Below are 20,721 nucleotides of genomic sequence, written 5' to 3' on the forward strand. Positions count from 1 at the left end.
CAATACGCCCCTCCAGCTTGAATCCTGGATGACCGATGCGTCGGCCGGCGAGCTGGAACGCATGTCGGCTGATAACCGTCGGGCGTGGGGTGCACAGAACCGAATCGACCGCCTGCTCGGGCGCCTTCAGGATATCTACGCTTTCGCCGAGCCCTTGCTCAAGGCCAGGCTGCTCGAACAGTTCCAGATCGATGTCGACGTCAAGAATACCTATCTGAGGCTATACGCTTCGGCTCAGACGCCCTGGTACGTCCATAACTTCAACAAAGCCTCCAAAGCCAGAACGGTTTCGATGCTTGATGCGGCATTGCATAACTTCGCACACGACGAGCACTATCAAAACTATTCGACTTTCATTACCAAAACCGACGTCGCACGCGACTTGTTCGACTCCTCGCCGATCAACCGGACAATCAGCGTGAGTCAGTTTCAGACGTTGTGCCGGGAACTGGACCTTGGTGCGCGCTACAGGCGCCATCTCGAAACAGTCCTGCTGGACAAGGAACCGGTAGCAGAAACGTACCTGCGCACACGGGTCGAGCAAAGCCAAAAAGCGACGCTCAAGGCCGCTGCGCAGATGGCGCGGCTCAAAAAGGACATCGGTCACAGTGCCCATGCGCTGATCCGCGAAGTGTTGCTTGGCCGTCAGACTCTGACACTGGACGGCCAGCCGATGCTGGTTTGCGACCTGGGCATGATGGATCTGACTTTCACCGGCATCCTGATCATTCGGCCGGATCCGGAACAGGCGCCTCACTCTCCGAAAATGATTGCCTATGTTCCCCACGACCCGGAGCACCCGCTCAAGGAATACGCCTCGACCCTGGACTTCATGCAAGAGCTGACCCGGAAACTTCGGGCCAATGCGACGTCACCCTCCTCCGGGCTCAGCTACCGGCAGTTTTTCAGCCAGTTTGTCGATCATGAACAGCGTGGGCATTTTTTTGCCGGGCTCGAACAACGTCTGAGCTACGTGAAATGGTATCCGCAAGAAGCGGGCGATTCGCGTCCATCATGGCGGGAAACACCGGTGGAGAAACCGCAACTGCAATTCAGCGCACCGCCGATCCGCTCGCCGCTGTGGAAGTACCTCTTCGAGCAGCGACTCAACAAGATTCTCAACGACGCACGCGTGATTGCGGTGGCGACCGCCGACGCCGACGACAAGGCACGCTGGGCCTGGTGGGAGAATGTCCTGAAGATTGCCGGCGACATTCTCAACGTGTCGTTGTTCGTGTTGATGCCGTTCGTGCCGTATCTGGGCGTTGCGATGCTGGTCTACACGGCGTTCCAGTTGACCAATGAAGTCATCGAAAGCGCAGTGGATCTTGGTTACAGAAACTGGGTCGAAGCGGCGGAGCATGTCGTAGGTATCGTCATCGATGTGGTGCAACTGGCGGCATTTGTCGTCGGGGGCCTGGCCGCCAAAAAAATTCTGAAACTCTCGCCACTGGTCGAAGGCATGAAACCGGTGACGGGACACGACGAAAAAATCCGCTTGTGGCACACCGACCTCACGCCATACGCGCAAACAGACACGGTTCCACCGCCGGCAGCGAAACCTTCTGCATCCGGGCTGTATCGATTTGCGGGCAAAACCTTGCTGCCTCTCGACGGTCGGCATTACGCAGTGAAATTCGATCGCAGCAACGGCCGCCATCGCGTCCAGCATCCCACTCGCCCGCAGGCGTACGCACCACAATTGCGCCACAACGAACAGGGCGCGTGGGTACACGAGGGGGAAAAACCACAGGACTGGGACGGTTCGATTCTGATGCGCCGGTTGGGTCACAGCGTGGACGGCTACAGCGACACCGAACTGGAACACCTGCGCAGCATCAGCGGCACCTCGCCAGAATCACTGCGCCGGATGTATATGGACAACGCGCCGCCACCGGCACTGCTGGCCGATACCCTGACTCGTTTTCGGACGTGGGACGAAACCCGCAACGTCGGCCAGTTGATTCGCTCCGGACAACCACTGGCCCCGACCGCCTATTGGTTCAGCCGAATGGTCCCGGACATGCCAGGCTGGCCTGCCGACAAAGCGCTGAAGGTTTTTGAAAGCGCTGACTCGAACGGAAATTTTCACCTGTACGGCAACCCGCAAGCGACAGCCGGACAGACGCTGAGCATTGGCATGCCTGACCTGTTGGCTGGCAGGCTGCCGGAGCGGCTGACGGATTTTCTCGACGACGCCGAGATGCAGTCGTTGCTCGGCGGCAGCTACCCCAGAGCGCAACGGGCTCAGACACTGCGCAACCAACTGGCGGATGCAGTGGAGACGCGCACCCCGGAAATTTTCAACTATCAATATCAAGCCAATGATCACCTTGGCGATGCCCAGGTTCACTTGCTGCAACAACAGTTTCCACAGCTGCCGTCCCGGGTTGCCGAGGCGCTGCTGAAGGACGCGACACCGGCCGAGCAGACCATCATCCGCGAAGAACGACGTATCCCGCTGCGCCTGAAAGACCAGGCCCGGGAAAGTGCTTTTGAAGTCAGCGCGGCGCGTGCCACTGAAGGATTGTATGAGCCGGCATTGCGGTTGCCCGATACCGAGCGATTGATTCTTGGCGCTCTGAGGCAACGCACCGATGCCTTCGCTGATCTGCGCATTGAAGTACGTGAGCTTTTTCATGACGGCGCGCTTCGCTGCAGTGTCGGCAACGAAAAGGCCAGTACCGTGCGTGTACTGATCAGGGATCAGCGTGGCCGCTATGAAGTGCGCGATGACCGGGACAACAGTCTGCATCCGCCTGCAGATCTGTATGAAGCCATTCTGCTGGCCGTGCCCGCCGACAAGCGGGCCGCGTTGGGCTACCGCCTCGGCCAGGGGCAATCGCTCAAACAGTGGGTGCAAGTCATGAGCGAACGTCCTGCCGAACGAAGGACATTGCTCGCACGGCCGCCCATCCGCCCTCGGGTTCCTCTGCAAACCGAGCTGCTGCTGCGCGGGCCGGGGCACTCGAAAACGGCACTGAGCGTAGAGGAGAAAGTCGCAAACCTCTATCCGCATTTCGATCAGGCCGAAGCACTCGCCTTCACCCGTTCCCTGCAAGCGAACGGTGATCCCCACTCACAGATCAAACTGCTGGAACAGCAGCTTCAACGGCTCAGGCAGACACTGGAAACCTGGCGTCAGCGCTATCTGACCGAGTGGGATCCTGAAAGTCCGGACAGCACTATCCCGCGCACTTACTGGGACTATCAACGGAACGGCGGACAGTTTCTCGCCGATCGTCTGCTGGAGTGTTTCGAACGCAAGTCCGAAGTATTCGGCGAGCGCAGTCTCAGCATGCAGGAAGGTTATCGGCTGGACCTGTCCAGCGAATGGCTGCCCAAGGATATCGAGCGTTGGTGGCGACAACTGCCGGAAGAACTCAAATCCTGGTTCGAACAGATCACGACCGTGAATCTGGACGGCTCGACGTTCTCCACCAGACCGAATGGTCTGCTGAAGGACTTGCGGCATATCCGCCAATTAAGTGCCAGAAACTGTGGGCTGAGTTCTCTGCCGGACACCATCGGCCAGATGCAGCAACTGGAGACCCTGCGCCTTAACGACAACCAGATTCAACTGACCCCGAGCACCGCCGAACAACTGCGCAACATGACGCGCATGGAAACCCTCAGGCTCGATCACAATCCACTGGGCATTGCGCCGAATGTCGAGCGCATGCCCCGACTCAAGGTGCTGAGCCTGATCGACACCGGCCTCGAAGGCTGGCCATCGGGCTTGTTCGACAAGCCCCGGCCACGCGGCTTTTTTCTTGATCTGGGCGCCAACTCGCTCAAGCGCATCCCGAATGTACCGCTGGGCTCCGACAGCGCACGGTTGATTGCCCGCAGCCGCGTCTATGCCGACAGACTCTCTGACGCGGTGCGTGTCAGGTACGAGCAATACAGGACATCTGTCGGCATCCCTTCGCGCATGACTTATTCCCGGGCGGCGGAAGATCTGCTGGAACGCTGGCCCGTTTTCGTCGATACCTCGTTGCGCAATGAAACGGCCGGCGTTGGCACCTATCGGCCCGAAGCCTGGCACGAGCTCGCCGAGGAGCCGAATTCCGACGGTTTCTTCACGATCATCGAAGATCTTACCCACTCGGCCGACTACACAGCGGGTGGCAAAGCCAATGATCAACTGACCGACCGCGTGTGGCGGATGATCGGCGCCATGGACATCGACACGCCATTGCGCGAAGAGCTGTTCCTGATGTCGACCGATCCCGAAGGCTGCGCTGACGCCGGCGCACAGCTGTTCAACAACATGGGGGTCAAGACACTGGCCTCTGAAGCCTACTCATACTCGACCAACCGGGCAGAGCTTGAACGCAAACTGGTGACGCTGGCCAAAAGCGCATCGCGACTTGATCAGGTAGGCGAAATCGCCCGCGCCGACATTCGCACTCGCGGAGGCAATCCCGATGAAGTCGAAGTGCACCTGGCCTATGAAACCGGACTGGCGAAAAGTCTCGACTTGCCCTGGCAGTCTGAAGACATGATGTTTCGCCCCACCGCCGGCGTCGATAACCAGACGATCACCACCGCTCGCGATACCGTGCTCGAACGCGAGGCAGGCGACGGACTGGTCAACCAGATGATTGAACAGCCGTTCTGGGAACGCTATCTGCGCGACAACTGGCCGGGCGAAATCGAATCCAACAAGCGCATGCACCTGGAAAAATTCGACTGGCTGGATGACTTGCGAACAGCCCAGACACAATGGGTGCAGGCGGCTGACCTGCCGTCGGCACAACGTGCAGTTCTCAAAAAGAACCTCACGGATCTGGCCGACAAACTGTCGGTGCCACACAAGGAAGTGCTCACCGGGCAAGCCATGAGCGATGCCACCTATGAGCGATTGCTGCGTGACATCGGCTACCAGGAAAAACAGTTGAGCCGACAGCTCACCCGCGAAGCCATGAGCCGGGCCGGGATCTGAGTACGGTGCCCTGAAGGTAAACCTTCAGGGCATTGCAACGTTCTAGACCTCCGAATCCCAGATCACCGTGACGTTGCCGACGTAGCGTTTGCCTTTCCCGGGCTGGAGCATCTGTTCGACATGGGCACCCGGAATCTCGAAGTGCAACGTGGCCGGCGCGCGTTGCATGAAACGGGTCGGCTGGAACGCCATGGCATCGGGACTGTTGCTCAATGGACGGCGTTTGACCGGGTGGCCCGCCATGTCGGCAATGCTGTCGGGCAGGCTGACGCTCAGGAAAACCTGCGCGTCGGTCGCTCCGCTGACCGTGTCGCGCAATGCGCAGGAGGCGACGGCGGCGTACTCGCATTCGAAGTACATCTTGAAGCGTGAGGACGCCGAAATATTGAAGGTCTGGTCGCGAAACAACCGGGTCGGTTTACTGCCCTGCTGCAGCCAGGCTTGCCAGCCGCCCTGGGGTACCAGCGCAATTCTGTTGCCGCCGGGCGGGATATCGACCTTCAGCACATGTTGCACGTCGAGAAGAACCCGGAAAGTCAGGCTGGAGGTATCAGGCAACAGGTTGTTGCCGGCATCGATGTCCTGACCTGGACCCACACCATAGGTGAGCTCACCGGCGTAAATTCCCGCCGACATGCCCAGCGGGTTCGGTGTGCGAAGTTCATAGGCCACGTCGAGATAATCGTAAGTCATCCACGGGATTTCGAACGCGGACGGTTTGCTGCACACGACGTCGGACGGCGTGAACCAGAAAAACCGGTAAAACTCCGGTCCGTATGAGGCCATTGCCCCGTCTTCACAAGGTCTGGGCGCCCAGCCCCACCCCCTCCCGACCCAAAGCGCGTTATGTGACTCATATTCGCCCGAGACACCGGTCAGGTTACTTGCCGTATCGCTAAGGACATAACGCGAGCCAAATCCGCCGATCCGCACCTCTACCGTCTCGGCTTCACCGGTGACGATATTGCGCACCGTCAGGCCACGCCACTGCGCCGGCATCCTGAACATCGCGCCATCGCGCTCGGCGCTTTCCGGCCGAATGGCCTGCACCGAGGTGAAGCGCAGCGGCAGCGAAACCCCCATCAGGTTGTAGCGTCGGCAGTCATTGGGGTATTGGCCGCAGTAGCCGCTCTGCGGCGTCTGGTTGATGAATGCGTTGCTCTGCGGGTTGGCGGGATCGGGAACGTAGGTGGCGCGAATCTCCTGAGTGATTGCCAGCGCTGGCGCGGAAAAAATACTCCCGCAAAAGCAAAACGCACTGATCCTTGAGCACTTGCGTACAGCTGAAACCATTGGCTGTTTCCTTGCCTGTCAGGTCGGTTGTCCTTGTCCGGCGTGCGCAGTTCATCCTGTCGGCGCCGCCACGTTGAACACGATATTGACGGTGCCGTTGTATTCACCCGGCTTGTAGCCGCCCGGTTGCTCGCGGGGGACGATTTCCAGTTGCACGCGACTGCCCGCCATTGCTTCCTCGGCCGACACCACCTGCCGGGGCGTCGGGTCCTGAGTGAGTTCCTTGCCGTTGAAACTGACATGCAACACGATGTTGTCGCGTGAATCGCCACCGGCGGTCAGGTAAGGGAAACTCTCGAGCCGCGCTTCAATGGCACTGCCGTCGGTTTTCACATCGAAGCTCTTGCGCAATCCGAGCAACGTCGAGCTGTGGATATCCCATGGCAGGGTCTGCTCGCGATGAATCCAGTCGGCTTCGCTGGGAATCACGTAGAAACCCAGGGTCGGGATGTCTACCGACACCTCGAAAGTATGTTTTTCCTGGGCGGCGAACACTGCCGGATGAACCGACGCCGGCAGGCCCAGGCACAGCGCGATAGCGACTTGCTTGATCATCTCAGGAACCTCTGCGTGGATGACGGTGCGCGATCAACTTCCCGGTGCCCGGGCGTTGAACAACAACATCACCGTGCCGTCGTACTCCCCCGGTTTGAATCCGCCGAGCGGTTTGATCGGGTCGATTTCCAGCAAAACCCGCTTGCCCGCTGCCGCCTCGGCCTGTGACAGCACTTCACGCGGGCGGGTGTCCTGACTCAACACCACACCGTTGAATTTCACATGCAACAGAATCTCCTCGCCCGTCCGGCCGTTGGACATCGAGCCCGTACGTTCCAGACGCGCTTCGATGGCACTGCTGTCGTGGCGCACGTCGAACGACTTGCGCAAGCCACGCAAGGTCGATGTGTTGTAGTCCCAGAGCAACCGCTGCGGGCGGTGAATCCAGTCGGACTCTGCCGGAATGACGTAAAAGGTGCGACTGGGAATGGTCAGAAACACCTCGAAGTTCAACTCCTCCCGAGCCGCCCAGCCCGGGACACTTGTCAGTGCGGTTAAAGCCATCAGCGCGGCGATGGCGCATTGCTTGTTCATGATCGATACCTGGCGCGTCATTGGTGCAGGCCTTAGCGGCGAGCCACCCTGAGGTCTTTCTTGTTATCGCCTTCAACCAGTTTGAAGCGGTATTCGCGACCGGCTTCCTTGTCGAATGCGAAGCTTTTGCCAGCCATGACGTGATGTTTGGTAGTCGCGCCGCAATCGCTTTCATCGCTCAGCGAACAGTTCTTGAACTCGTCGACCACCATCACCGTGTTGCCGTCGTTGCGGATCTCGTAACGCTCCGGGCTGTCGTTGATCACCGTGGCGAAACGCGCATCTTTGGGCCGCACGAAGAACACGATGCCGAAGCCCGTCATGACGTTGACCCCGGCCGACAGCGACTTTTTGTAGTCTTCGCGTTCATCCTGGGACACCACGAATTCATCTTCCTTTTCCGGCACCACCGGCACGAAGCGCACCCGGAAATAGCGCTCGCGATCCCGCTCTCCCATGTACAGCAAGCGCGTGCCCTGAACGCCCTGCGCCGGTACGATCAAGCGCGCCGGGCTGGCCATCACGCCGTTGCGCGAAGCGCCGTCAGCCGCATTGGCGACGGGAATTTCCTGCGGCTTGCCATCGGCGTCATAAACGATTTCCAGCACGTTGATCTTGACGAACGCGGTGCTGTCACCGCTGTTGAAGACCCGTTTGAGATAGGTACTTTTGTCGCCGTCGAGATAGTCGTACACCGTGCCGACATTGATCTGTGGCCCGCCATGGGCCGTCATGCAGAACATCCCGGACAGCAACAGCAAAAACATTCGAGTCATGGAACTCAACCTCATGAAAATGAAAAATGACCTGCCCCGGAGTTTCATACTTCCGAGTCGAAAATGACGGTGACGTTGCCCCAAAGCGTGCCGTTCATGCCGGGCTTGAGCAGGGATTCGATCCAGCGCCGCGGAATCTGAAAGCGCAGGTTGCCGGGTTTGCGATCGACGTAGCGGGTGGGCTCGAACGGACCGAGCCAGGTGTTGTGCATCAACGTTCCGGACCAGCCGTCACTGTTACCCGGACCGACGATGCCTGCGGGTAGCGTGAGCCTGACCTCAAACTTGGAGAAGCCCACTTCATTGTTGCCAATGCCGCATTCAGACCCACCCAGTGAGTTGCAGATCATCATCACCTTGAAGCGCGACGAGGCCGATATGTGAAACAGTTGATCGCGATAGATATCGGTGGGCATACGCCCCGTTTCGATCCAGCTGCGCCAGCCGCCGGGCGGCTCCATGGTGACCTTGTCGCCGCCCGGTGGCAGGCTGACTTTCAGTTCGTGCTGCACATCAAGCACAAAATCCAGAGTCAGGTTGGCGTCATCCGCCCGAAAGAAAGGCCCCATGTTGAAATCCGCGCTGCCGGGGCCGACGCTGTAGGGCAGTGAACCGGTGTACACACCGGTCGCCATGCTCAACGGATTGGGAGTACGCAATTCGTAGGCGATATCCAGATACTCGAATTCCATATGCCCGATGTCGAAGAGTGCCACCTTGTTACAGCTGCCCAGCACGGGGGTCTTCCAGAAAAACTGGTAAGTGGTGGCGCCGGGAAAGCCGACTCCGCTGTATTCGCATGGAGGCGCGGCATAAACCCACGAACTGCCCACCCACAATTTACGATGCGCCTCCGCTTCGTTTGGCTCGCCCGTGAGTTCGGTGACAGGCTTGCTCAAGCGATATCGCGAACCGATCCCGCTGATCCGAACCTCCACCGGATGAGTCTGCTGAGTCTGCTGATTGATGACATTCACGACTCGCCAATCCGCGGGCACCTTCACCCACACGCCATTGGTCGAAAACATAGGCGTGAACGTCGAGAAGCGGATCGGTACCCGGAGACTGAACATGCCCTGATGGGCGCACTCGTCCGGGTAATCTGCGCAATAACCGCTGTTCGGCGTCTTGTTGATGAAGACGTTCTTGCTTGGCTGTGTCGGATCCGGCTGAAACAGCGCGCGGATTTCCTGATTTGCCGCTTCGACCGGCGGCAGGCTCAGCGCAACGAACAAGCTCAAATATCTGGTCAGCTTTTTCACGCTCAGCCCGCCTTCTGATCGGTAATGGTTGTATCGGCCAGGGTGTCCGGCGTGCAGCGCAGATCCCCGATCATCAACACGTTGTTTTCGCTGCGATGCTGATCGGCGTCGAGGCGGAACTGGCACAGCAGGCGGTTATCCTGGCGCACCTCGAGGGTTGGCGAACCGGCGTTCATTTCCATCGAGAAGAAGCCGTCGACTTCGGTGACTCCGCGACTGGCGTGGTTGATCACGTGATGCCCCTTGAGCGGCTGGCCCTGTTCGTTGACCAGCCGTCCGAGCACGGTCAGGGTTTTCATCACGCGGATCTTGCGGTAGTCCACGCCGCCCTTGTTCAGGTGGTAACGGGTGCGCGCCGGTTCGATGGTGGCGGCGGGCACGTTGTTGCCCTCGAAGTCGAAGCTCACCGAGCTGTTCTGATAGGCAGTGATCGGGATGAAGTTGCGCCCCGGTTTCAGCGCGGCGCTGCCACCGCTGAAGTCGTCGGCGCGCAAGGCAATACCTTCGATATCCGACTCGACATCGACGATCATCCCCGCCCCGCGCATTTCGTACTCGCTGGTCATGAGCATCTGCTGACCACCGACCACCAGTGTGCTGTCGAGGTTGAGACCGCCGGTGAAATTGCCGTTATAGGACGAGCGCTGGATGAAGCCGTCGCCGTTGACCGTATCGGTGCGAAAGTTGGCCAGGCCCGAAGCACCGATGCCGTAGGTGTCGGTCAGCGCGGTGACCGAGACGTTCTGCAGCACGTGGCCTTTGAGGTCCTTGCGCCAGCCGATGGAGGCGTTGTTGTCGCGGCCGCCATCGCGGTCGGTGCGCGAACCGATGCTGCCGGTGATCTGCTCGCCGGGGGCGCCCAGCGCCATGTTGAGGCTCAAATCGACCCCGCGGTTACGCGCGTCGCCGCTACTGAAACTGCCCGGCCGGTCGAACAACGACAGACGCCAGTTGGCGTCATTGCCGAACAGCTCGCTGCGCCGGGTCCAGCCCAGATCCACGCCGACGCCTTCGACATTGCCCTCGCTGTGGGAGACCCGTGCATTCAGCGAATTGCGACTGTTGAGCCGGTGGTTGAGCGCCAGCGACGAGTTGCTGGTTTCGCCGATGAACACATTGCGCTGGCGCACCCGGGTGCCGTCCGGCAGGGTTTCGTACTGGTCGGTGGTGTCGAGCCAGCTGCGGTTGTGGCTGATCACCAGGCTGCCGGAACCGTAGTTGTACAGGCTCTGCAAATCCAGACCGGTGCCGTGATCCTCGGTCTTGTAGACGTTGGCATACAGGCTGATGTGATTGGCCAGGGTCCAGTCGATGGACGTGCCGTATTGCAGCTTTTCGCGGATCTGCCGTGCCGACAGGCCAAGGATGACTCGCGGGTGCAACAGATAGTTGAGCGAGGCACCGGCGGTAGGACTGCCGCTGGATTGTTGGTCCCAGTTGCTCAGCAGTTTCTTTTCTTCGCCGGCAAACAGGTTGTAGCGCCAGCGCTCGTCGAGGTTGCGCCAGTTGCTGGGCTTGTACACCAACTCCTGGGTGCTGGACGTGATCTGGCCGTCTTCGATCAGCCGTACTTCCACCTCGTAAATACCGCCGGGCAGCGGCCGGGTGTCGAGGCTCTGCAAACCGGCGGGTATCGATTGGGTGTTGATCAGCAGGCCATCGCGCCAGATCTCCACCGAGCCTTGGCGATTGGCGGTGACGTAGATCGGGTAGACGCTGGGCGCGGCGTTGTTGATAGCCAGGCTGTCGGAGCTGCCGTACATCACGCCGACGGCGGTATCAGGGCTGGTGCCAAACGTGCGCGGTTGGCGGGTCAGCCCTTCGGAATTGGGGGTGAAGTAGCCCAGGCGAAAGAAATTGCCTTGCAGTTCGCGCTGGGTGTAGAGCTCGTGGACGGCGTGATAGAGCTTGTCGTCCGGGCCGCCGAGGCGAGCCATTTGCATGTTGACGGTCTGGCTCCAGTTGCCCAGGCTGCCGCTGGCTTCAAGGCCAAAACGCCCGCCCAGATCCTGATCCTGGCCGCCATTGAGGTTGAGCTGGTTACGCACCATCAGGCCGCTGCTGCCGCCTTCGGGTTGATCGTGAAAACGCTTGGTTTCCAGGTCACGCTCGGCGTTCTCGGTGAGAATCGAGAGCAACGAATTTTCCAGGTTGTAATGCACCGCCAGCACCTGATCAGGGCAGGAGCCGGTACACGCGCCCAGCGGCACGCCGGGCTTGAGATAGGCCGCCCACTTTTCGCGTTCGGCGGGGGTGTAGCGGTTTTCGCTGGTGTCGGTGAATTCCAGCAAGGTCACGCGATCATCACGGGACAACACCACCATGGCCTCCCCCAGCGGTTGCTGATCGAGCTCGACCCGCACCGCCAGCGGTACATCGAAAAAGTGCTCTTCGAAATCCGCCGGCAAACCTTTGGCCTGCGCCAACAGACTGCGCGGAGTCGTGCCGGCGGGTTCGGAAGCGGCCGCTGCGCTGGCACAAAACAACAGCGCAAGCGCAGCCGCGATGGGTGTCATCGGGAACATGAACTCGTACTCTGATTTACAAAAGTTGAAGTCCGGCGGGACAGACAAGGCTGTTTATCCCGCCGGGGAACGCGACTCTGGCAAGCTGCGTTGAGTGCGGATCAACCGATTACTTGCCACCACCGATCGGCGGCACGGCGTCGAAGGTCATGGCGACAACACCGGTGTAATCACCCGGCTGGAAGTTGCTGCCCTTGGCACTGATCTTCAGGGGGGCGCGGAAGTTGACGTCGGATTCCGACTCGCCCACGACCATTTGCGGGGTCAGGGTCAGTTCCTTGTTGTTGAACAGCACTTGCAGGTCGATGGCGGTGTTGCCGGCGATCAGTTTTGGCTGGCTTTCCAGGCTGGCATGAACCGAGCCGTTGTTATTGCGCACGTCGAAGAAACCATTGACTTCACGCATCTTGCCGGTGCTTGGCTGGAAGCTCATGTCCTGATCCTTGTTGACCAGATCGGAGTCGGTCGGCACCACGTAGAAACCGTTGGTCGGTACGTGGGCGATCAGGCTGATGGAGTGACGGGCTTCACCGGCGGCAAAGACCGCGGACGAGCTCAGGGCCAGGGCAGCGAGAGAAGCGGTGATTGCGATTTTCTTGAACATCGGTCAGTACCTGTTTTCTTTTTAAGGGAATCGAAACATTGAAGTTCATGTCATACCGGTCGATAAGTACCGAAAACATGGAAGTTCAATGCCGGGGCATGATCAACCCTTGTCTCAAGAATGTAAGCAGGCAACTTCCCACGAACTTGTAGTTAAACAACCTCGCAACATGAAAGAAAAAACATCAAAAAATCAGAATATACAAAAGTGACTGTAAGGCATTCCCTACCTACAGTTATTTACAAAAACCGTTACAGCAGTTTCGACAATACCAGCCAGCACTTTCTAATCTTTTTAGAATATACGCTCAAGTATTAATAGAGTGATAGCTTTAACTTTCCGGTTATTCCTGTCTCGATCAACCAGGTAGGGCGGTTCCTCCGTCAGCGCGCCTTGCTCACCGCTGACCACTCGTCAGCTCTGCGGCAAAAAGCTCTTGCCCAGCCGTAAAGATATATCTTAAGTTGTATCTAAACACGACGAAAGAAGACTGAAATGAGAGACCATCATTCCCCCCACCGCGACCACGGCGACAGCCGTGACGGCTTCGAAAAACGCCACGGCCGCGAGCGCGGCGGTCGCGGCCCGCGGGTATTCGCCCCGGGCGATCTGAAATTGCTGTTGCTGGCGCTGATCGCCGAACAGCCGTGCCACGGCTATGACCTGATTCGCCAGATCGAAACCATGTTCGACGGCGCCTACAGCCCCAGCCCCGGCGTGATCTACCCGACCCTGACATTTCTCGAAGAAAGCGAAATGATCACCGGCGATGCCGAGGGCGGCAAAAAGCGCTATGCGGTGACCGATGCCGGCCGCCAATCCCTCAGCGAACAAGCGGTGGCGCTGGACGGCGTGCGCATGCGCATCGACGTCAGCAAGCGCTCGCTGCGCGGCCACGACCGGCCGCCGGAAATTCATGAAGCGGTGCACAACCTGCGTCACGCCCTGCAGATGCACCACGGACGCTGGAGCCCGGAAGAAATCCTGCGCGTACGCGACCTGCTCAACGACACCGCCAAAGCCATCGTCGACGGCCCCGCCGTTCAATCTGCCCCGGAGAAAGCCGAATGACCGCAGTCGATACCCAAACCATTCACCGCGTCATGCATGAAATCAAACGTCGCCGCCTGGAAGTCTTGCGGGTGGTCGACCTGACTCCGCGCATGCGCCGCATCACCCTCGGCGGGCCGGAACTGGCCGGCTTCATCAGCCTCGGCACAGACGATCACGTCAAACTGCTGTTTCCGCAGAACGCCGAACAGGCCGCGGCACTGGAAACCCTGGTGCTCGGCGCCGGCAAGAGCGATGTGCCGATGCCCGAAATGCGCGACTACACCCCGCGGCGTTATGACCTCGACAAGCTAGAGCTGGACATCGATTTCGTCCTGCACGGCGACGGCCCTGCCTCGACCTGGGCCGAACAGGCCAAACCGGGGCAGTTCCTGCACATCGGCGGCCCGCGTGGCTCGATGATCGTGCCGGACATTTTCGACAGCTACCTGCTGATCGGCGACGAAACCGCCCTGCCCGCCATCGCCCGCCGCCTCGAAGGCCTGGCGGCCAATCGCAAGGCGCTGGTAGTGATCGAAGTGGAAAACGGCAAGGAACAGCAAACCCTGGAAAGCGCGGCGCAGGTCAATGTGATCTGGGTACTGCGCGAGGGCGGCAAGGACAACCTGCTGACGACCGTCAAACAATTGCAGGTGCCCAAGGGCAATCTGTATGCGTGGGTGGCGACCGAGACCAAGGTTTCGCGGCAGATCCGTCGGGTGCTGCTCGATGAGCACGGACTCGACGAGAAGTTCGTCAAAGCGGTCGGTTACTGGCGCGCCGAAGGCTCCGAAGAAGAGTGAATACGAGCGGCGGCGCTGCTAAAGGCGCCGCCCCTGCCAGCGATCAATCCCGATCACCAGCAACGCAATCAGCACAAACCCCAGCAGAATCCCCCCGGCATTGATGAACACCTGTGGATAACCCAGCAGCGCCACGTCAATGAACGGATAGGCGTAAGCCCCCAGCAAATGCCCGCGCAGCAGCGCATAGGCGAAGTACACCAGCGGATAGATCAGCCACAGCGGCAGGTGCTTCAGACGCAAAGTGCCCTTCGGCACACACAGCCACCAATAAGCCAGAAACAGCAGCGGCATCACGTCGTGGAGCAATTCGTCAGCGATAAACTGCCAGCCCTGCGGGTGCCACAGATGTCGCAGCAGAATGCTGTAGGCCAGGCCCACCACCGCAATGCTCACGGCAATCCCGCTACTGACCCAGGGCTGCAGAAACCAGCGTCGTGCAGCGGATTCATGATCGGTCACCGCGCAGGTCAGCACCACCGCCACCAGGGTATTGGTGAGCACGGTGAAGTAACTGAAGAAACTCACCAGCCCGCCCAGCAGACTGGCGCCGACGCTCAGCCGGGCGAAGAAAATCAGGTACAGCTGAATCCCCAGCCCGGCCCAGCCCAGCACCGCGGCCGAAGTAATCAGGCGTCGCCGCCATACGGCGTCCATCTCAGAGTGGTCGCTTGGTGCGCATCAGTTTCACGTACAGACGCTCGACTTTCTCCCGCGCCCATGGCGTCTTGCGCAAAAAGGTCAGGCTCGACTTGATGGTCGGATCGCTCTTGAAGCAACGGATGTCGATGCGCTCGGCCAGGCCCGACCATTCGTAGTGGGTCACCAGTGCATTGAGGATCTGTTCGAGGGTCACGCCGTGCAGCGGATCGGGATTGTGGTCGTTCATGCCGGGCCTTTGGGCGAAGTGAAAATGCAGAAGCCGCGCACCTTAGCCGAGGGCATGGGCGGGTGGAAGGCCTTGGGTTAAATGTAGGCCAACCGGAGAAGATCGCAGCCTGCGCCAACGCCCGCAATGCGCCGTATTGCCGCACTGTTACCGAATCCGAAAGGGTTCATGTCTGCAAAAGCACTTTGTGTTTTTGTAACAGGACATTATCCTGCCGCCCTTCTGCTGAATCGCTTCACTGCCTGCGTCAAATCGTAGCGGCCAGCTTATCCCCCAAAAAGATCAAGAAAGACCCTATTCATGCCCGATTTTCCGTTCTCCCGAGACAGCGCTATCTCCACCCTGCGCCTGATCGGCGGCTGCACCGCCCTTGGCCTCGCCACCTGCACCCAGGCCGCCCCGGCCTTCGACAGTGAATCACCGTGGATGCTCGGTGACTGGAACGGCACCCGCAACGAACTCGCGGCAAAAGGTATCGACTTCAAGCTCGACTACACCGGCGAAATGGGCAGCAACCAGCATGGCGGCTACGACCACGACCGCACCGCCCGCTACAGCGACCAATGGGGCCTCGGCACCCATCTGGACCTGCAAAAACTGCTGGGCTGGAACGACGCTGAATTTCAGTTGACCGTGACCAAACGCAGCGGCAACAACATCAGCAACGACCGCATCAACGACCCGCGCGTCGGGGGCTTCACTTCGGCCCAGGAGGTCTGGGGCCGTGGCCAGACCACCCGCCTGACGCAGATGTGGTACCAGCAGAAATTCTTCGACCAGAAGCTCGACATCAAGGTCGGCCGCTTCGGCGAAGGCGAAGACTTCAACACCTTCCCGTGCGACTTCCAGAACCTGGCGTTCTGCGGCTCGCAAGTCGGCAACTGGGTCGGCGGCATCTGGTACAACTGGCCGGTCAGCCAATGGGCGCTGCGCGTCAAATATCACCTGACGCCGGAGCTGTATGCGCAAGTCGGCGCCTACGAGCAGAACCCGTCGAACCTCGATCGCGGTAACGGCTTCAAGCTCAGCGGCAGCGGCACCCAGGGCGCGATCCTGCCGATCGAACTGGTGTGGAAACCGAAGCTCAACGGCCTGCCAGGCGAATACCGCGCCGGTTACTACTACAGCAACGCCAAGGCCTCCGACGCCTATAAAGACAGCAACGGCCAGCCGGCTGCCCTGAGCGGCGAAGCCTATCGCAGCGCTTCGAGCAAACACGGCGTGTGGCTCGGCGTGCAGCAGCAGATCACCAGCGTCGCCAGCGACAATTCCCGTGGTCTGAGCGTGTTCGCCAACGGCACGATGCACGACAAGAAAACCAACGCCATCGACAACTACGTCCAGGCCGGCGTGGTCTACAAAGGCCTGTTCGACGCCCGCGCCAAGGACGACATCGGTTTCGCCCTGGCCCGCGTCCACGTCAACCCGGCCTATCGCAAGAACGCCGAGGCGACCAACCAGGCCCGCGCCGTCTACGACTATTACGATCCGTCCTTCCTGCCGCCGCAGGACACCGAATACAGCGCTGAACTCTATTACGGCGTGCACGTCACCAACTGGCTGACCGTGCGCCCGAACCTGCAATACATCCGCCATCCGGGCGGTGTGGACAAGGTCGACGACGCGCTGATCGGCGGGATCAAGATCCAGTCGTCGTTCTGACCCAATGCAGGCCGCTCAGGCCTGCAGATGAAATTCGATAGCTAGACAAGTTTTTATCTGAACCATGCCCGCGCCCGATCGTCATCTACAGTGACTACAGCGCGGGACTACTTGAAACGTCACGGAGAACCACACTATGAGCACTGAAGGTGCTTCGAGTCGAAGCCGTCTTCTGCCGAACCTGCTCGGCATTCTGCTTCTGCTGATGGGCCTGGCCATGCTGGCCGGGGGAATCAAGCTGAGTACGCTCGGCGGCTCGCTGTATTACCTGCTGGCCGGTATCGGCATCACGCTGACCGGCATTCTGATGCTGATGCGTCGTCGCGCAGCATTGGGCCTGTACGCCATCGTGCTGTTCGCCAGCACCGTCTGGGCGCTGTGGGAAGTCGGTCTGGACTGGTGGCAACTGGTGCCGCGCCTGGCACTGTGGTTTGTCCTCGGTTTCGTGATGCTGCTGCCGTGGTTCCGTCGCCCGCTGCTGCTCGCAGGCCCGGCGCCGATGGGCACCGGCGGCCTGACCGTGGCCGTGATTCTGGCCGGCGTCACCGCCCTGGCCAGCCTGTTCACCCATCCGGGCGAAATCTTTGGCGAACTGGGTCGCGACACCGCCGACACCACCAGCACCGCCCCGCAAATGCCGGACGGCGACTGGCAGGCCTACGGCCGTACCGAGTTCGGTGACCGCTACTCGCCACTCAAGCAGATCACCCCGGCCAACGTCGGCAAGCTGCAGGAAGCCTGGCGCATCCAGACCGGCGACCTGCCGACTGCCGATGACCCGGTGGAGCTGACCAACGAAAACACCCCGCTGAAAGCCAACGGCATGCTCTACGCCTGCACCGCCCACAGCAAAGTGCTGGCACTGGACCCGGACACCGGCAAGGAACTGTGGCGCTTCGACCCACAGATCAAAAGCCCGGTCGGCTTCAAGGGCTTCGCCCACATGACCTGCCGTGGCGTGTCGTACTACGACGAAGCCGCCTACGCCAAGTCTGAAAACGCTGCGTCCGCCGTCATCTCCGAGGCTGGCAAAGCCGTCGCCCAGGCCTGCCCGCGTCGCCTGTACCTGCCGACCGCCGACGCTCGCCTGATCGCACTGAACGCCGACACCGGCAAGATCTGCGAAGGCTTCGGCACCAACGGTGTGGTTGACCTGACCCAGGGTATCGGCCCGTTCACCGCCGGTGGTTACTACTCGACTTCGCCTGCCGCTATCACCCGTGATCTGGTAATCATGGGCGGTCACGTCACCGACAACGAGTCGACCAACGAACCGTCCGGCGTGATCCGCGCCTACGACGTGCGCGACGGTCATCTGGTATGGAACTGGGACAGCAACAACCCTGACGCCACCGAACCGTTGGCCCCGGGCCAGACCTACAGCCGCAACTCGGCCAACATGTGGTCGCTGGCCAGCGTCGATGAAAAACTCGGCATGGTTTACCTGCCACTGGGCAACCAGACCCCGGACCAATGGGGCGCCGACCGCACCCCGGGCGCCGAGAAATTCAGCGCCGGCGTCGTGGCCCTGGACCTGGCCACCGGTAAAGTGCGCTGGAACTACCAGTTCACCCACCATGACCTGTGGGACATGGACGTCGGCAGCCAGCCAACCCTGCTGGACATGAAAACCGCCGACGGCATCAAGCCTGCGCTGATCGCCCCGACCAAGCAGGGCAGCCTGTACGTCCTCGACCGTCGCGACGGCACGCCGATCATCCCGATCCGCGAGATCCCGGTTCCGCAAGGCGCCGTGAAAGGCGACCACACCGCCCCGACCCAGGCCCGTTCGGACCTGAACCTGCTGGCCCCGGAACTGACCGAAAAAGCCATGTGGGGCGCCAGCCCGTTCGACCAGATGCTGTGCCGCATCCAGTTCAAGGAACTGCGCTACGAAGGCCAATACACGCCTCCGTCGGAACAGGGCAGCCTGATCTATCCGGGTAACGTCGGCGTGTTCAACTGGGGCGGCGTCTCGGTCGACCCGGTTCGCCAGATGCTGTTCACCAGCCCGAACTACATGGCCTTCGTCTCGAAAATGGTGCCACGCGAAAAAGTCGCGGCCGGCAGCAAACGCGAGAGCGAAACCGCTGGCGTGCAGCCAAACACCGGCGCGCCATACGCGGTGATCATGCACCCGTTCATGTCGCCACTGGGCGTACCGTGCCAGGCCCCGGCCTGGGGCTACGTCGCCGGTATCGACCTGACCACCGGCAAAGTCGTCTGGAAACGCAAAAACGGCACCAGCCGCGACAGCTCGCCCATCCCGATCGGCTTCACCCTGGGCGTGCCAAGCATGGGCGGCTCGATCGTCACCGCCGGCGGCGTCGGCTTCCTCAGCGGCACCCTCGACCAGTACCTGCGCGCCTACGACGTGAACACCGGTAAAGAACTGTGGAAATCGCGTCTGCCTGCCGGCGGCCAAGCGACCCCGATGACCTACACCGGCAAGGACGGCAAGCAATACGTCCTGCTCGTGGTGGGTGGTCACGGCTCGCTGGGCACCAAGATGGGTGACTATGTGATTGCGTACAAACTGCCGGAATAAGTTTTAGCGGCGGTAAGGAAAAAGGCGATGCCCTGTGAGGGGTGTCGCCTTTTTTTGTGGGCTGCGGTTTTTTAAACAGGGTGTGTATGTCCTACAGACGGGGTGTTTGCGGGGGATGTTTCTGACATGTCGCGTCGGTTGTGGGTCGGAAATGGGGTGGATAGGCTTTGGGGGTCGCTGCAAATTCAGCGAACGGGCGTCGCGGCCCAACTTCTGAGGCATAATTGCCGCCGCTTAACAGCAGCACCTCAAGTGCTTGTATATGGTGGCTGTGCGCGGGATACCTTCGGGTATGCCGAATGCCTCAGGTCGGTCCGCGAACCCGCGTACAGCTGCCACCCCTCTTTTTGCGTCGCGGCAATTAGAGGAATGGACCCATTCCTGAGGAGTAAAAAATGAAAAAGCCAACACCCAATCCCCCCGAATCAAACGACACCTCGCCCTACGAATCCGCCGATTCAAAGAAACTCCACGACGCCGCCGAACGCGCGCTCGACCACCATTTCAATCCCATCCCCAAAAAATGCCCCGGTCGCCGACCGAGCCAGATGTTCCAGATCTCGCCAGACATGGACGATGAAAGCCTGTTGGCCCATGCCTGTGAGTCCCTGGCTACCGCAAGTGTCATGGCCAGTGATGTAGCGGCTTTTGTCGATACGCCGCAGCGGCACCGGATCCTGGGCATTCAGCAGGTGATCATGCTGGCGGAACTGGCGGTGAATCGGGTGCTGGATAACGTTGAGGTCAGTCGATATCCGGCATAAATGCTGATGAGGTCTCTGCGGGAGTCAGGCTTGTGGTGAGTCAGTCATGACGCTGCCCTCACCCTAGCCCTCTCCCGGAGGGAGAGGGGACTGACCGAGTTGATCAATCGATGTACATCGACCTGAAAGTCCGAGTCGACCTCAAGTTTGCAAAGCCCACAAACCACACCTCTCAAGGATGAGCGTTAGCTCGACAAAGCTCTTGATCTTGATCCACCCGTCCCTTCGGAAGGCTGAGTGGAGGTGTTCATCCGGGGATTGGCGCGCAGCGCCGTTTGGCGAAGCCGAACTCATCGACGAAGTCGATGCCCCCGGAGGGACGCCGGAGCGAAGGAACCCGAGCCTGCGAGGGCCGAACGCCGGGACGAGCCTTTTTGGGTACTTTTTTGGCGTTTGAAAAAAGTGCCTCGCCGTAAGGGCGAAACCGCCAGCGGGCGCACCCGAAGAAACGGATATGTACTCGATAAATCCCCAGCATGGCCGGCCCAAAGGCCGCCAAGCCCAACCC

Annotated in this window: 15 protein-coding genes; 6 read left to right on the forward strand and 9 right to left on the reverse strand. The window is 60.2% G+C overall.

The window, feature by feature from the left end; translation table 11 throughout:
- Positions 1-28: 28 nt before the first annotated feature.
- Positions 29-4,948 carry an NEL-type E3 ubiquitin ligase domain-containing protein gene (locus GQX66_RS07060; RefSeq protein WP_346769676.1) on the forward strand — a complete coding sequence of 1,640 codons (4,920 nt, stop codon included), beginning with the start codon at positions 29-31 and terminating at the stop codon, positions 4,946-4,948.
- A gap of 42 nt (positions 4,949-4,990) precedes the next feature.
- On the opposite strand, the gene GQX66_RS07065 is transcribed toward GQX66_RS07060, so the two are convergent.
- The 7 genes from GQX66_RS07065 to GQX66_RS07095 all read right to left on the reverse strand — a co-directional run bounded on the left by GQX66_RS07065 (position 4,991) and on the right by GQX66_RS07095 (position 12,497).
- On the reverse strand, positions 4,991-6,241 hold the full coding sequence (locus GQX66_RS07065; RefSeq protein WP_240867784.1) for a hypothetical protein: 1,251 nt from the start codon (positions 6,239-6,241) through the stop codon (positions 4,991-4,993).
- Between the two features lie 51 nt (positions 6,242-6,292).
- The gene (locus tag GQX66_RS07070; protein WP_085745293.1) at positions 6,293-6,796 is read right to left on the reverse strand and encodes a CS1 type fimbrial major subunit; all 504 of its coding nucleotides are present in this window, start codon (positions 6,794-6,796) and stop codon (positions 6,293-6,295) included.
- A gap of 33 nt (positions 6,797-6,829) precedes the next feature.
- A complete protein-coding gene (locus GQX66_RS07075) occupies positions 6,830-7,330 on the reverse strand; it encodes a CS1 type fimbrial major subunit (protein ID WP_085745427.1) in 501 nt (166 codons plus the stop codon).
- Between the two features lie 32 nt (positions 7,331-7,362).
- Positions 7,363-8,106, reverse strand: coding sequence for a pilus assembly protein (locus GQX66_RS07080; RefSeq protein WP_102718897.1), 744 nt, complete (start codon positions 8,104-8,106; stop codon positions 7,363-7,365).
- A 44-nt stretch (positions 8,107-8,150) separates the two neighbouring features.
- Complete coding sequence (locus GQX66_RS07085; RefSeq protein WP_305955764.1) at positions 8,151-9,368, reverse strand: hypothetical protein; 1,218 nt, start codon at positions 9,366-9,368, stop codon at positions 8,151-8,153.
- A gap of 2 nt (positions 9,369-9,370) precedes the next feature.
- Positions 9,371-11,893, reverse strand: a complete 2,523-nt coding sequence (locus GQX66_RS07090; RefSeq protein WP_102687186.1) for a CS1-pili formation C-terminal domain-containing protein — start codon at positions 11,891-11,893, stop codon at positions 9,371-9,373.
- Between the two features lie 109 nt (positions 11,894-12,002).
- Positions 12,003-12,497 carry a CS1 type fimbrial major subunit gene (locus GQX66_RS07095; RefSeq protein ID WP_102687185.1) on the reverse strand — a complete coding sequence of 165 codons (495 nt, stop codon included), beginning with the start codon at positions 12,495-12,497 and terminating at the stop codon, positions 12,003-12,005.
- A gap of 495 nt (positions 12,498-12,992) precedes the next feature.
- Between GQX66_RS07095 and GQX66_RS07100 the strand changes: the two genes are divergently transcribed.
- Together GQX66_RS07100 and GQX66_RS07105 are read left to right on the forward strand one after the other, a co-directional pair.
- Positions 12,993-13,568, forward strand: a complete 576-nt coding sequence (locus GQX66_RS07100; RefSeq protein WP_011335784.1) for a PadR family transcriptional regulator — start codon at positions 12,993-12,995, stop codon at positions 13,566-13,568.
- Complete coding sequence (locus GQX66_RS07105; protein WP_064383885.1) at positions 13,565-14,350, forward strand: siderophore-interacting protein; 786 nt, start codon at positions 13,565-13,567, stop codon at positions 14,348-14,350. The genes GQX66_RS07100 and GQX66_RS07105 overlap by 4 nt, the downstream gene beginning before the upstream one ends.
- Before the next feature lie 18 nt (positions 14,351-14,368).
- On the opposite strand, the gene GQX66_RS07110 is transcribed toward GQX66_RS07105, so the two are convergent.
- Together GQX66_RS07110 and GQX66_RS07115 are read right to left on the reverse strand one after the other, a co-directional pair.
- Positions 14,369-15,007, reverse strand: a complete 639-nt coding sequence (locus tag GQX66_RS07110) for a Pr6Pr family membrane protein (protein ID WP_085745297.1) — start codon at positions 15,005-15,007, stop codon at positions 14,369-14,371.
- A 1-nt stretch (position 15,008) separates the two neighbouring features.
- Positions 15,009-15,239 carry a VF530 family protein gene (locus tag GQX66_RS07115; protein ID WP_007956650.1) on the reverse strand — a complete coding sequence of 77 codons (231 nt, stop codon included), beginning with the start codon at positions 15,237-15,239 and terminating at the stop codon, positions 15,009-15,011.
- A gap of 300 nt (positions 15,240-15,539) precedes the next feature.
- Between GQX66_RS07115 and GQX66_RS07120 the strand changes: the two genes are divergently transcribed.
- The 3 genes from GQX66_RS07120 (at position 15,540) to GQX66_RS07130 (ending at position 20,213) form a co-directional block, all read left to right on the forward strand.
- Positions 15,540-16,901 (forward strand): carbohydrate porin, encoded by a 1,362-nt coding sequence (locus tag GQX66_RS07120; RefSeq protein ID WP_240867787.1) that lies wholly within the window; start codon positions 15,540-15,542, stop codon positions 16,899-16,901.
- 136 nt (positions 16,902-17,037) lie between these two features.
- A complete protein-coding gene (locus GQX66_RS07125; RefSeq protein ID WP_085745299.1) occupies positions 17,038-19,449 on the forward strand; it encodes a glucose/quinate/shikimate family membrane-bound PQQ-dependent dehydrogenase in 2,412 nt (803 codons plus the stop codon).
- 395 nt (positions 19,450-19,844) lie between these two features.
- The gene (locus GQX66_RS07130; protein WP_102687180.1) at positions 19,845-20,213 is read left to right on the forward strand and encodes a DUF6124 family protein; all 369 of its coding nucleotides are present in this window, start codon (positions 19,845-19,847) and stop codon (positions 20,211-20,213) included.
- Positions 20,214-20,721 lie beyond the last annotated feature (508 nt).

The sequence above is a fragment of the Pseudomonas sp. B707 genome, from assembly GCF_022496685.1.
Lineage (GTDB): Bacteria > Pseudomonadota > Gammaproteobacteria > Pseudomonadales > Pseudomonadaceae > Aquipseudomonas > Aquipseudomonas paraglycinae.